Raw genomic sequence first — 13,038 nt, 5'->3', positions numbered from 1 at the left:
CGCAGGTCGAGGTGGTCGAGGACGTGGTCGTGTCGCTGCGCAAGCCGCAGCGCGTGGCGCGCTTTGCGGTGGACACCATCTACCGGCAGGGGCGCGGGGAGCAGGTGGCGTCGGGTTTCGAAACCAATGGTGCGCCCGCTGTGGGCGAGCACTATCTGGAGTTCATGCAGCACTACTACACCGCGCTGACCCAGGTGAGCGAGCCGACCATCGACGCTGCCGATGCGCTGAACGTGCGCACCCACGAAACCTATCGGCTGGAATGGCCGGCCAGGGAAGGCGACGAGCTCGGCTTCCCGTTGTTCCAGCTCGGCGAGTGGATGCAGGCCTTGCCCGCGCAGGCGCGCAAGAGCCCGCTGGCGCTGGGCGGACCGCAGCTGGCACGGCAGACCGTGCGCGTGCAGGCCGACCCGGCGGTGACCGTGGAGAGCGACAGGCAGATCGTGGCCAACCCCTGGTTCCGCTTCTCGCGCACGATCGCAGTACGCGATGACCGCCTGGTCATCGTGGGTGAATGGCAGCGTTTTACCGATCGCATTCCTGCCGGGGAGGTGGCACGTGCATCGGCCGACATGGAGCGTGCGCGCGACCTGCTGTACTTCAATCACGATCTCAAGCCGCAGCGGCGCTTGCAACCACCGGACTGGCGGGCGCTGGGCGATCCGTTGGCCGGGCTGCTGGCGCTGATCGTGCTGGTACTGGTGTGCCTGCCGTGGTGGCGTGCTGGCGGATTGGGCGGGATGCTGTTCAACCCGCATGGCACGGCGCAACGCATGCCGCAACACCGCCGGTTGCGCATGAGCGCGTGGGCCGTGTTTGTCGTGACCACGCTGGTGTCGACATGGATGTGGCTGCACGCGCTGCCGTGGTGGATGCAGCTGGCGGGCGTCGTCGCCGTCGGTGCGCTGCTGCCGCTGGGCTGCGTGCTGCTCACGTTGCTGTTGCGCTGGATGGGCAGCGCTGCGCGTTTCGATCGCCTGCTGCCGGCGATGGCCGGCAGTGTCCTGCCATGGTTGGTGTGCGTGCTCGCCGCGCTGGTGGCGCTCAAGGGCAGGGTGGAGCTGCTGCGCGCCGGGGCCAGCGACCCGGCCGGCATGGCGCAGCTGTCGGTGTGCGTGCTGCTGCTGATGCTCGGGGCGGTGTGGTGGTCGATCAGCGCAATCCAGTCGGTGGCCGGCACGACCGGCTGTGCGCGCAGCCGCGCGTTCGGTGCCTGGGCGTTGACGCTGTCACTGCTGGGCGTGCTGCTGGCGGTGCTGGGGGTGCCGGTCGCCATCGTGGCGATGGGCTGAGGCGGGATGCGGCCCACCTCGGCTGCAGGCTCCTGCGCTGGCAGCGCGCACTCCACCGGCGATGGCCGGCCGGCACCCTGCGCAGGGCTTTGCAAAGCCGCAAAGGGCTGTGACACTGCCAGCCCCCTCGTTGTTGCCGCGGAGTCAGTGTGATGTCGACCGTGCGTCCCCCGTTGACCGTGCATGGCATGTCCAGCTCCGGTAATTGCTACAAGGTGCGCCTGCTGCTGGAGCAGCTGGGCAGCCGGTATCACTGGGTCGAAGTGGACAGCGTGGCCGGGCAGAGCCGCACGCCCGAGTACCTGGCCAAGAACCCCAACGGCAAGGTGCCGATGGTGGAGCGCGACGACGGCCGCGTGCTCACCGAATCCAACGCGATCCTGTTCTGGCTGGCCGAAGGCACGCCGTACCTGCCCACCGATGCCTGGCAGCGCGCGCAGGCCCTGAGCTGGATGTTCTTCGAGCAGTACAGCCATGAGCCGTATGTGGCGGTGGCGCGTTTCATCAGCCTGTGGACCCCGCGCGATGCGTCGCGCCGCGCAGAACTGCCGCAGCTGCGCGCGCGCGGCGAACAGGCCCTGGCGGTGATGGAACAGCACCTGCAGCAGCACGCCTGGTTCACCGGCGCCGATTACGGCATTGCCGACATCGCCTTGTTTGCCTACACCCATTGTGCGGCAGATGGCGGCTTCGATCTGGAGCGTTGGCCGGCGATCGATGCTTGGCTGCAACGCGTGCAGGCGTTGCCTGGATTCGTGCCGATGCCGACCCCTGCGGCGGTGGCGGCATGAGCGGCGCACGCTGCGTGCGGGTGGCCGATTCTGCGGCAGCCAACTGCGGAGCAGGTGGGGGCGGGCAGGGCGCTGGATCGACCCCCGCGCACTCGCGCCAAGGCCGGCACGCCGGCAGTGCGCGGTGTGCCGGCGCTTCTCGCCCGGCCACCGTCATGTCGCAGGGGCGCTGAGGATGTGCGGATTGGCAGGATTGCTGCTGGCCTCGCCGCGCCTGCACGGCGAGCAGCTCGACGCGCTGGTGCGCCCCATGGGTGCGGCCGTGCGTCATCGCGGCCCCGACGATGCCGGCACCTGGTGCGATGCGCAGGCTGGCGTGGCGCTGGCGCACCAGCGGCTGAGCATCCTGGATCTGTCGCCGCTGGGACATCAGCCAATGCGCTCGGCCGACGGCCGCTATGTGCTGGCCTACAACGGCGAGGTCTACAACTTCGCGCAGTTGCGCGCGGCCCTGGCGGCGCTGGGGCATCGTTTTCGCGGTCATTCCGATACCGAGGTGCTGTTGGCGGCGGTGGTGGAGTGGGGCCTGGACGACACCCTGTCCCGCTGCAACGGCATGTTCGCCATCGCGCTGTGGGACGAGCGCGACAACTGTCTGTTTCTTGCACGCGACCGGGTGGGCAAAAAGCCCCTGTACTACGGCTGGGCCGGCGACACCTTGGTGTTCGGTTCCGAACTCAAGGCGTTGTGGCAGCACCCGGATTTCGACAATGGCGTCGATCGCAACGCGCTGACCTTGCTGCTGCGTCTGGGCTACATCCCGGCCCCGGCCTGCATCCATGAGCACACCTTCAAGCTGATGCCCGGCCGGGTGCTGCGGATGGATGCGCAGACCGTGGCGGCGGGCGCTGCCGCGCACCGGCCGGATCAGGCGCAGCAGCCGTTCTGGAATGCGCGCGAAGCGATGCAGCGCGCGCTGGCAGCGCCGTTCACCGGCACCGATGCGCAGGCCGAAGCGCAACTGGACAGCGTGTTGCGCGATGCGGTGGCGCTGCGCATGGTGGCCGACGTGCCGGTGGGCGTGTTCCTGTCCGGCGGCACCGATTCGTCGATCGTCACCGCGATGATGCAGGCGCAGAGCGCCCAGCCGGTGCACACCTTCAGCATTGGTTTCGAAGGCTCGCATCACGACGAGGCGCCGCTGGCGCGCGAAGTGGCCACGCATCTGCACACCGACCACACCGAGCTCTATGTCAGCGGCGCCGATGCGCTGGCGGTGGTGCCGACCTTGCCGGACATGTTCGACGAACCGTTTGCCGACGCCTCGCAGGTGCCGACGGCCCTGGTGGCGCGGCTGGCACGCGGCGGGGTGACGGTGGCGCTGTCCGGCGACGGGGGCGACGAACTGTTCTTCGGCTACGGCCGCTACCAGCGCGCGCTGCGCAACTGGCGCATGCACGGCCTGGTACCGGGTCCGCTGCGCCGGCTGATGGCGGTGGCGGCGCGCAGCAACGGCGAGTCCTCGCGCACCGGCGGATTGGCCGCGCTGGTGGCCGAAGCCGGCGCGCGTGGCATCGGCGACATCTACCGCAACCGCATCTCGCGTTGGCGCGATCCGGCCGCGGTGGTGCTGGGCGCCACCGAGCCGGACAGTTTCTACAGCCTGGCCGACCCGCTGCACGGCTCGGGCACGCCGGCCGACGCGATGATGCTGGCCGATTTTGCCGCCTACCTGCCCGACGATCTGTTGTGCAAGGTGGATCGCACCACCATGGCGGTGGGTCTGGAAGCGCGCGCACCGTTGCTGGACTGGCGCGTGGCCGAGTTCGCCTGGTCGTTGCCGTTGTCGCTCAAGTACCGCGACGGCGTCAGCAAGTATCTGCTCAAGCGCGTGCTGTGCCGCTACCTGCCCGACCCGATGGTGTACCGCGGCAAGCGTGGCTTCGGCGCCCCGGTCAGTGCGTGGTTGCGCGGCGATCTGCACGGCTGGGCGGACGATCTGCTGGCGCATGGCACGCTGGAGCGCGAGGGCGTGTTTGCCGCCGATACCGTGGCCGGGCTCTGGCGCGCCTTCAACGGCGGCGAGCGCAAATGGCATACGCACCTGTGGACGGTGCTGATGTTCCAGGCATGGCAGGCGCATTGGCGCGCGCAGCGGGCGGCGGTGAGCCGCTGAGGCGTTTCACCGGGTGTGCGCGTCGGGCTGACTAGAGTCGGGCGCTGGTTTCCCCAATGGAGCGTTCCCATGAGCAAGTTCACCATCGCCGTCCTCGTCGGCAGCCTGCGCGCAGCGTCGTACAACCGTCAGCTGGCACGCGCGCTGGAGCATCTGGCCGGCGACAAGGCCGTGTTCGAGTACGTGGAAATCGGGGATATCCCGTTGTACAACCAGGATCGCGATGGCGATTTCCCGGCCGAAGGCACGCGCCTGAAACAGCAGATCCGCGCCGCCGATGCGGTGTTGTTCGTGACCCCCGAATACAACCGCTCGATCCCCGGCGTGCTCAAGAACGCGCTGGACACCGGCTCGCGCCCGTATGGCGACAGCGCGTTTTCCGGCAAGCCGGCAGCGGTGGTCGGCATCTCGGTCGGCGCCATCGGCACCGCCACCGCGCAGCAGCACCTGCGCAACGTGCTGGCCTACCTGAACATGCATGTGCTCGGCCAGCCGGAGGTGTTCCTGCAGTACAATGACGGCCTGTTCGGGCCGGACGACCAGCTCGCCAACGCCGACAGCCGCACGTTCCTGCAGGGCTTCATCGACGCCTTCCTGGGCCTGATCGAGCGCACCAAGCGCTGAGTTGACCACAGCGAATCCCGGCCTGGCTCAGGCCTGCCGAACGGGCCGGGGGCAGGCCGCAAACCCAGGCGGGGCGGGCGTCTCGGCCGTTGCGACAGCGCTGGCGTACAACGCTGATGCACCGGCTGTCCACCAGTTATCCACAGAGTTGTGCATGGTCGTCGGCGCCGCCGATGACTATGCTTCCTGCCCTCGTCTCCCCGCGTCAGGTCTGTTCGTCCATGTCTGCTCGTCCTGGTTTCCGTTCCAAGCGCAATCGCGATCGCGACGACGACGATTACGATCGTCCCGAGCCGCGTCTGGACCAGTTGCGGGTACCGCCGCATTCGGTGGAGGCCGAACAGGCGGTGCTGGGCGGGCTGATGCTGGCGCCGGACGCGTTCGACCGGGTCAACGACCAGCTCACCGAAAACGATTTCTACCGGCGCGATCACCGGCTGATCTACCGCGCCATCCGCGAATTGAACGAGAAGGACCGCCCGTTCGATGCGGTGACCCTGGGCGAGTGGTTCGAGTCGCAGGGCAAGCTGGAGCAGGTGGGCGATGGTGCCTACCTGATCGAGCTGGCCAGCACCACGCCGTCGGCGGCCAACATCGCCGCGTATGCGGAAATCGTGCGCGACAAGGCGGTGCTGCGGCAACTGATCGAGGTGGGGACCACCATCGTCAACGATGGCTTCCAGCCGGAAGGCCGCGAGAGCGTTGAATTGCTGTCGGCCGCGGAAAAAGCCGTGTTCAAGATCGCCGAAGCCGGCGCGCGCGGCCGCACCGATTTCGTGGCGATGCCGGGCGCCCTGAAGGATGCCTTCGAAGAGCTGCGCAACCGGTTTGAAAACGGCGGCAACATCACCGGCCTTCCCACCGGCTACACCGATTTCGACGCGATGACCGCCGGCCTGCAGCCGACCGACCTGATCATCCTGGCGGCACGTCCGGCCATGGGCAAGACCACCTTCGCGCTAAACATCGCCGAATACGCCGCGATCAAATCCAAGAAAGGCGTGGCGGTATTTTCGATGGAAATGTCGGCCTCGCAGCTGGCGATGCGCCTGATCTCGTCGAACGGCCGCATCAACGCGCAGCGTCTGCGTACCGGCGCGCTGGAAGACGAGGATTGGGCGCGCGTGACCGGCGCGATCAAGATGCTGAAGGAAACCAAGATCTTCATCGACGACACGCCTGGCGTGTCGCCGGAGGTGCTGCGGTCCAAGTGCCGCCGGCTCAAGCGCGAACACGATCTGGGCCTGATCGTGATCGATTACCTGCAGCTGATGTCGGTGCCGGGCAACAGCGAGAACCGTGCAACGGAAATCTCGGAAATCTCGCGTGGACTCAAGGGCCTGGCCAAGGAACTCAACGTGCCGGTGATCGCGCTGTCGCAGCTCAACCGCTCGCTGGAAACGCGCACCGACAAGCGCCCGGTGATGGCCGACCTGCGCGAATCGGGCGCAATCGAGCAGGACGCGGACATGATCGTCTTCATCTACCGCGACGATTACTACAACAAGGAAAATTCGCCGGACAAGGGCCTGGCCGAGATCATCATCGGCAAGCACCGCGGCGGGCCGACCGGTGCGTGCAAGCTCAAGTTCTTCGGCGAATACACCCGCTTCGACAATCTGGCGCACGATTCGGTGGGCAGCTTCGAGTAACGGCCGCGCGGCCGGTGCCCGCGCGCGTGGAGGGCATTGGACGGTGGTGGCGCGGCATGCCCCGCGTCGCCTGCTACGCGTAGGCGCGTAATGATGGCGATGGCACTTGCGCAGTGATTGCGGCACGCGGTCTGCCAGTGCGCATGCGCAGCATGCTGATCGGCATGCAGGCAATGAACGCCGCCCGGCATCGCGCCATCGTTGCGTTTGCTGGCTTATGCTGCGCAGCCTCACCGCCGCTGCCGAGTCCGCATGTCATACGCCATCGTCTGGTTCCGTCGCGATCTGCGCCTGGAGGACAACCCGGCCCTGCGTGCTGCACTCGATGCCGGGCACCATCCGATCCCGCTGTATATCGATGCGCCACACGAAGAAGGCGAATGGGCACCCGGTGCGGCCTCGCGCAGCTGGCGGCATCACTCGCTCGCCGCGCTGGAGGTATCGTTGCGCGCGCTGGGCAGTGGGCTGGTCGTGCGGACCGGCAGCAGCGAGCAGGTGCTGGAGGAGGTGGTCGCCCAGACCGGTGCGGTGGCGGTGTACTGGAACCGCAAATACGAACCGGCGACCCAGTCGCGTGATGCCCAGATCAAGCGCAACCTGCGCGAGCGCGGCATCGACGTGCAGAGCTGCAATGCATCGCTGTTGTTCGAGCCATGGCAGCTGTCCACGCAGCAGGGCGGGCCGTACAAGGTGTTCACCCCGTTCTGGCGCAATGCGCTGACGCAGCTGCAGCTGCCGGCCGCGGTGGCGGCACCTCGCAGCCTGCCGCCATTGCCGGCAACGCTGCCGTCCGTTGCGCTGGAGACGCTGGCGCTGCGCCCGGACCTGAAGTGGGACACCGGCTTTTGGGAGCACTGGCAGCCTGGCGAGACTGGCGCGCACGAAATGCTGGAGATCTTCATCGACGGCGCGCTCAACGGGTATCGCGACAATCGCGACCGCCCCGATCGTGTCGGCACCTCGCAACTGTCGCCGCATCTGCACTTTGGCGAGATCGCGCCGTGGCGGATTGCCGCCACCCTGGAAGCGCATCGCAATGCGCGCAACAGTGCCGAAATCGACGGCTACATCCGCCAGTTGGGTTGGCGCGATTTTGCGTATCACCTGCTGCATCATTTCCCGGACACCACCAACCGGAATCTCAATCCGCGTTTCGAAGGCTTCGCGTGGGCAAAGGCCGATCCGGTGGTCCTGCAGGCCTGGCAACGTGGCCGCACCGGCATTCCGATCGTCGATGCCGGCATGCGGCAACTCTGGCACACCGGCTGGATGCACAACCGCGTTCGCATGATCGTGGCCAGCCTGCTGTGCAAGCATCTGCGCGTGCACTGGGTCGAAGGCGCGCGTTGGTTCTGGGACACGCTGGTGGATGCAGACCTGGCCAACAACACCATGGGGTGGCAATGGGTGGCCGGCACCGGCGCCGATGCCGCACCGTATTTCCGTGTGTTCAATCCGGTGACGCAAGCAGAAAAGTTCGATCCGCAAGCGGCCTACATCACCCGCTGGGTGCCCGAGCTTGGCAAGCTTGCAGTGAAGGAACGCTTCGCTCCGTGGCTGCATCCGCTGTCGCTGGCGCGGCTTGCGCCGGAGTATCCGCGAGCGCCCATCATCGGGCTGGCCGAAGGACGTGACGCCGCATTGGCGGCGTATGCAAAGACGCGCGGCTGACCACTGACGACAGCAATGCATTTTGGTCTGCGTGCTGCTGCAATGTGGCGCTTTTCAAGTACGGCACGCGTCATCCTGGTGCTGCTGTGCGGCCAGCGGGTCGGCACGCAACGACTGCTTTGCCATGATGCGCGCGAGAAAACGTTTTCCTGAATGGACAACCCGCTGCGCGTCGCCGTCGCCCGCTTTCATCATGCGCCAGTCGCGTTAGTCTGTTTATCCTCGCGCACACGATTGAGCGCCGGATGGTCCGGCGAGAGGAGAACACCATGTCCCCAGCAGCCACCAAGAGCCTCGCCGTTGCACTGGCCAGCGCCATCGCGCTGTCAGCCTGCGCGACCGGCGGCTCGTATGTGCAGCGCGATCAATACGGTGAGCAGACGCAACAGCAGAATCGCACCGGCCGCAATGCGCTGATCGGTACCGCCATCGGTGTGGCTGCAGGTCTGCTCACCGGCGACAGCGCCACCGAGCGTCGCCAACATGCCATGGTCGGTGCCGGCATCGGCGCGCTGAGTGGTGCAGCAGTCGGCCAGTACCAGGACCGCCAGGAACGCGCACTGCGCGAACGCACCGCCAATACCGGTATCGAAGTGCAGCGTCAGGGCGACAACATCACCTTGAACCTGCCCGACGGGATCACCTTCGACTTCGGCAAGTCCGCGTTGAAGCCGCAGTTCTACAGCGCGCTCAACGGAGTCGCGTCCACGCTGCGCGAGTACAACCAGACCATGGTGGAAGTGGTTGGGCACACCGACAGCGTTGGTAGCGATGCGGTCAACCAGCGACTGTCGGAAGAACGCGCCGGTGCCGTGGCGCAATACCTGACCGCGCAGGGCGTGCAGCGCGAGCGCATGGAAACCATGGGCGCCGGCAAGCGTTACCCGATTGCCGACAACAGCACCGATGCCGGCCGCGCACAGAACCGTCGCGTCGAAATTCGCCTGATTCCGTTGCGCGCCGAAGGCGCCGCCAGCAATACCGGCATGCGGTGAGTGTGCTGCATTGAATCGTGGGTCGGTCGATTCGACTGGCCCGCGATGTACTGACAACAGGCCGCGGAAGCGGCCTGTTTTTTTGCACTGCATGTCTAATGGTCAAAAGCGGCTGATCTGCGTCTTGGCTGCAAGGCCCTTGCCCGCGCATCATCGCGGGACACGCTGCAAGTACGTCCATGTAGCTCTGGCGCGGCATCCATGCCGCTCAAGGTCCCGCGACGGTGAGCGGGCAAGGACCAGTCAAGTTGGTCGGTGTGCAGAGCTTTCAAAAAAACACCAGCCAGCTGTCTGGCGAGGGAACCGCGCCCTCGACCAACTAAGCTTCTGATCTAAACAGTTCCGGACCGGTCTTGCTTAGAGGCTTGGCGCTACATCGCTTTGACGCAACACGCATCGGCATTCAACCATCGCTCGCAGACATACCCTCATCCGCCCGTTGGGCACTTTCTCCCGCTGGAAGAAGGATTACTCCATTGGGCGACTGCTTGAAGCGGTCTTACGCCGTGACGTTTTCCAGGATGCGCTTGCCCTCGGCGCGCAGTTCCGCTTCTGCGCCCACTTCGACCTTCGCATCGTGGTCGGCCTTTTGCGCAGCCAGACGGGCAGGGCATTGCGCCATCATGTAGTCGGCATCGAAATTCATGCGCGTCACCAAAAAGTCCACGAACGCGCGCACCTTTGGCGAGACCAGTCGCCCACCGGCAAATACCGCATTGAAATCCACTTCCGGCCCGGTCCAGCCAGCGAGCACGCGGCGTACCAGACCCGATTGCACGAACGGCTTGGCCATCACATCGCCGGTGAGCAGCAAGCCTTCACCGCATAACACCGCACCGTTGAGCGCCGCCGGGTCGTTGGCCACCATCAACGGGTTGACCGGGAAATCGCGGATGTCGCTGCCATCGCTCAGCGACCAGAAGAAACGGTTGTTATGCACATTGCGGTTCTTGCGCAACGCCAAGGTGCGATGGAATTGCAGCTCGTCCGGATGCAGCGGCTCACCATAACGCTCGATATAGGACGGACTGGCGAATACCTGCGTGCGCAGGCTGCCCAGCTTGCGCGCGACCAGATTCGAATCGGGCAGGGCGCCGACGCGCAGCGCCAGATCGGCTTCGCCGCCGATCAGGTCCAGCTTCTCGTTGCCTAGATGCATGTCCAGCTGGATTTCCGGATATTGCGCATGGAATTCACCTAGCAATGGTGCGATCCAGGTGATGCCCAGCGAATACGGCACGGTGAAGCGCAACCAGCCGCGCGGGCCCGATTGCAGTTGCCCCACCGCGCTTTCGGCTTCTTCCAACTCGCGGGCGATGCGCTGGCAATGCTCGTGGTACACCGAGCCGGCTTCGGTCAGGCCGATGCGACGCGTGGTCCGGTGCAGCAGGCGCGCACCCAGGCGCGTTTCCAGTTCCTGCACCTTACGGCTGACGGTGGTCTTGGGCAGGCCGAGCGCGTTGGCGGCGGCGATGAAGCTGCCCTGTTCGACCACCTTGACGAAGATCAGGGTGTCGTTGAGATCGTGTGTCATGGGACTGCCTTCCGAGGGTCAGGAGGGATTAGACCGCTTGCGGGACGATTATTCCCCTAAATCCGGACTAATCAAGTGCTGCTTTGAGGCCTAGCTTATGCGGCATCCCCCTCCATGCAGGAGCACGGCCATGTGGTTGTGCGATGTCTTCGGTTTGTCTTCCGCGTCCCGCAGCGCCATCGAAAGCGCGTTCGATCCGGTGGTTTCCTCGGTAAAAAGCCAGCGCGCCAGCGTTTCGCGTGCGTTTTCCGCATCGCCGAAACGGCAGGCCGGCGGCGCGCCCGCGCGGCGGACTGGACTGCCGGCGCGCTGGGTACAGCGTGGAATTGTCCCGATGTCGGGAGTGAAAGTCCCATGAACGGGATGGTCCAATCCGAGACGGCGGTCATAGGCGGTGCGGGCAGCGTGGGCGCGGGCATCGTCGCCGCGCTGCTCGACGCCGGCATGCCGGTGCTGGTGATTGGACGTGATGCCGCCAAGCTGGCGGCGCTGCGTGCCGAGCATGGCGATTCGCTGTTGCTGGATACCTTGCGCGGCTCGGTCGCCGACGATGCGTCCGCGCTGGCCCTGGCCACCGAGCTGGCCCAGCGGCCTCGTCCGCTGGGCGCGGTGATCGCCAGCCTGGGTAGCCCGCCCAAGGCCGGGCGTCTGCTTGACCGGCCGGTAGCGGCATTGCGCCGCCGCCTGGAGCGCGACGTGCTGCCGCATCTGGCTGCCGCCCGCCACCTGCTGCCGCTGCTGGCCGAGGCCGACGGTGGCGGCCGCTATCTGTTGCTCGGCAGCCCCTGCGCGCTGCGTGCCTGGTCGGCGCATGGCGACCGCTCGGTCGCCGCCGCCGCCACCCGCATGCTGGCGCAGGTGCTGCATGAAGAAGCCAAGCCGCTGGGCGTGCGCGTGCACCTGCTCTCGGTCGAGCAACCGGTGTGTACGCCCGGCCGCGCCAAGGAGGCCTGTCCGGAATGGATTCGCGCCGTGGATGTCGGGCGCGCCGCCGTCTCCCTGATCGCCGGGCCCGGCCAGCCCGGACAACCCATCGTGACCGTCAGCCGTCGTCTGCCCTCCGCCCCGTCGGTGGACCGGTTGGCCGGTCTGCATTTGCCTATCCCCACTCGAGAGATGTCTCCATGACCCCGAACGCCACCCCGTTCCGTTTCCCCATGCGTCCCGTGCTGACGGCCGCCGTGCTCGCGGTGGTGCTTGCCGCCTGTGGCGGCGGCGCTGCGCAGACCGGCGCACCGCCACCGCCCAGCGTCAGTGTCGCCCCGGTGCTGATCAAGGAGATCAGCCAGTGGGACGAATTCAGCGGCCGGATCGAGCCGGTGGAAAGCGTCGAGCTGCGCCCGCGCGTGTCCGGCTACATCGACAAGGTCAACTACACCGAAGGTGCGGAAGTGAAGAAGGGCGATGTGCTCTTCAGCATCGACGACCGTAGCTATCGCGCCGATTTCGCCCGCGCCAATGCCGCGCTGGTGCGGGCCCGCACCCAGGCCACGCTGGCGCGCAGCGAAGCCGCGCGTGCACGCAAACTCTCCGACCAGCAGGCCATTTCCACCGAAACCTGGGAGCAGCGCCGCGCCGCCGCCGATCAGGCCGATGCCGATCTGCTGGCCGCACAGGCCGCGGTGGACACCGCCAGGCTCAACCTGGACTGGAGCCGCGTGCGTGCGCCGATCGACGGCCGCGCCGGTCGGGCGATGGTCACCGCCGGCAACCTGGTCACCGCCGGCGACAGCGCCAGCGTGCTGACCACGCTGGTGTCGCTGGACAAGGTGTTTGTCTATTTCGATGCCGACGAAGGCACCTTCCTGCGCTATTCGCAGATGGCCCGCAACGGCGAGCGTCCGGACGAACGTGGCGGTCAGTTGCCGGTGCGCATCGGCCTGGTCGGCGAGCAGGGCTTTCCGCACGAAGGGCGGGTGGATTTCCTGGACAACCAGGTGACCCGCAGCACCGGCACCATCCGCGTGCGTGCGGTGCTGGACAACGCACAGCGGCAGTTCACGCCGGGCCTGTACGCCCACGTACAGCTGCTGGGCAGCGGCCAGTTCAAGGCCATGCTTGTCGACGAAAAGGCGGTGCTGACCGACCAGGACCGCAAGTACGTCTATGTGGTCGACAAGGACGGCAAGGCGCAGCGGCGCGATGTGGAGCTCGGCCGCGCTGCCGATGGTCTGCGCATCGTGCGCAAGGGCCTGGCGGCCGGTGACCGTGTCGTGGTCGACGGCGTGCAGAAGATCTTCATGCCCGGCATGCCGGTCGATGCCAAGGCCGTGGCCATGGCATCGGCGCCGGCAGCGGACAAACGCACCGCTTCGAACTGATTCATCGCTGCAGCGCAGCCCATGAACGCCGGCCTTTCCATC

The 13,038-nt window shown here is 66.7% G+C and carries 11 protein-coding genes and 1 pseudogene; 10 read left to right on the top strand and 2 right to left on the bottom strand.

The features are described 5' to 3' along the window. The 6 genes and pseudogenes from OZ10_RS12075 to OZ10_RS12050 form a co-directional block, all read left to right on the top strand. Positions 1-1,292: pseudogene (locus OZ10_RS12075) on the top strand (transglutaminase); the annotation flags it as partial. A gap of 152 nt (positions 1,293-1,444) precedes the next feature. After that, positions 1,445-2,083, top strand: coding sequence for a glutathione S-transferase family protein (locus OZ10_RS12070; protein WP_039403353.1), 639 nt, complete (start codon positions 1,445-1,447; stop codon positions 2,081-2,083). Between the two features lie 175 nt (positions 2,084-2,258). Beyond that, positions 2,259-4,199 carry an asparagine synthase (glutamine-hydrolyzing) gene (asnB, locus tag OZ10_RS12065; RefSeq protein WP_039403351.1) on the top strand — a complete coding sequence of 647 codons (1,941 nt, stop codon included), beginning with the start codon at positions 2,259-2,261 and terminating at the stop codon, positions 4,197-4,199. Positions 4,200-4,268: 69 nt separating this feature from the next. After that, entirely contained in the window at positions 4,269-4,823 is a 555-nt protein-coding gene (locus OZ10_RS12060; RefSeq protein ID WP_039403348.1) for an NADPH-dependent FMN reductase, read from the top strand. 221 nt (positions 4,824-5,044) lie between these two features. Beyond that, positions 5,045-6,475, top strand: a complete 1,431-nt coding sequence (locus OZ10_RS12055; protein WP_039403345.1) for a replicative DNA helicase — start codon at positions 5,045-5,047, stop codon at positions 6,473-6,475. 252 nt (positions 6,476-6,727) lie between these two features. Beyond that, on the top strand, positions 6,728-8,146 hold the full coding sequence (locus tag OZ10_RS12050; protein WP_039565077.1) for a cryptochrome/photolyase family protein: 1,419 nt from the start codon (positions 6,728-6,730) through the stop codon (positions 8,144-8,146). Positions 8,147-8,200: 54 nt separating this feature from the next. Here the strand turns inward: OZ10_RS12050 and OZ10_RS22515 are convergent, their stop codons facing one another. Next, positions 8,201-8,338 carry a hypothetical protein gene (locus OZ10_RS22515; protein ID WP_158002173.1) on the bottom strand — a complete coding sequence of 46 codons (138 nt, stop codon included), beginning with the start codon at positions 8,336-8,338 and terminating at the stop codon, positions 8,201-8,203. A 77-nt stretch (positions 8,339-8,415) separates the two neighbouring features. Here OZ10_RS22515 and OZ10_RS12045 point away from each other — a divergent pair, with 77 nt between their 5' ends. Next, the gene (locus OZ10_RS12045) at positions 8,416-9,141 is read left to right on the top strand and encodes a YiaD family glycine zipper/OmpA-like lipoprotein (protein ID WP_039403338.1); all 726 of its coding nucleotides are present in this window, start codon (positions 8,416-8,418) and stop codon (positions 9,139-9,141) included. 499 nt (positions 9,142-9,640) lie between these two features. Here OZ10_RS12045 and OZ10_RS12040 read toward each other — a convergent pair whose 3' ends face one another. Next, positions 9,641-10,675: an XC_2801 family transcriptional regulator gene (locus OZ10_RS12040; RefSeq protein ID WP_039403332.1), complete on the bottom strand. Its 1,035-nt coding sequence runs from the start codon at positions 10,673-10,675 to the stop codon at positions 9,641-9,643. A 130-nt stretch (positions 10,676-10,805) separates the two neighbouring features. On the opposite strand from OZ10_RS12040, the gene OZ10_RS20650 reads away from it, so the two are divergent. The 3 genes from OZ10_RS20650 to OZ10_RS12030 are packed head-to-tail and all read left to right on the top strand — an operon-like array spanning position 10,806 to position 12,996. Beyond that, on the top strand, positions 10,806-11,033 hold the full coding sequence (locus OZ10_RS20650) for a hypothetical protein (protein WP_068835587.1): 228 nt from the start codon (positions 10,806-10,808) through the stop codon (positions 11,031-11,033). Further along, positions 11,030-11,803 (top strand): SDR family oxidoreductase, encoded by a 774-nt coding sequence (locus OZ10_RS12035; RefSeq protein WP_039403329.1) that lies wholly within the window; start codon positions 11,030-11,032, stop codon positions 11,801-11,803. Before OZ10_RS20650 ends, OZ10_RS12035 begins: the two co-directional genes overlap by 4 nt. Then, complete coding sequence (locus OZ10_RS12030) at positions 11,800-12,996, top strand: efflux RND transporter periplasmic adaptor subunit (protein ID WP_039403326.1); 1,197 nt, start codon at positions 11,800-11,802, stop codon at positions 12,994-12,996. The genes OZ10_RS12035 and OZ10_RS12030 overlap by 4 nt, the downstream gene beginning before the upstream one ends. Positions 12,997-13,038 lie beyond the last annotated feature (42 nt).

The organism is Xanthomonas cannabis pv. cannabis, assembly GCF_000802365.1.
Taxonomy (GTDB): Bacteria; Pseudomonadota; Gammaproteobacteria; order Xanthomonadales; family Xanthomonadaceae; genus Xanthomonas; species Xanthomonas cannabis.
The sequence above is the reverse complement of the archived record's forward strand: the minus strand, read 5'-3'. Positions and strand labels throughout refer to the sequence as shown.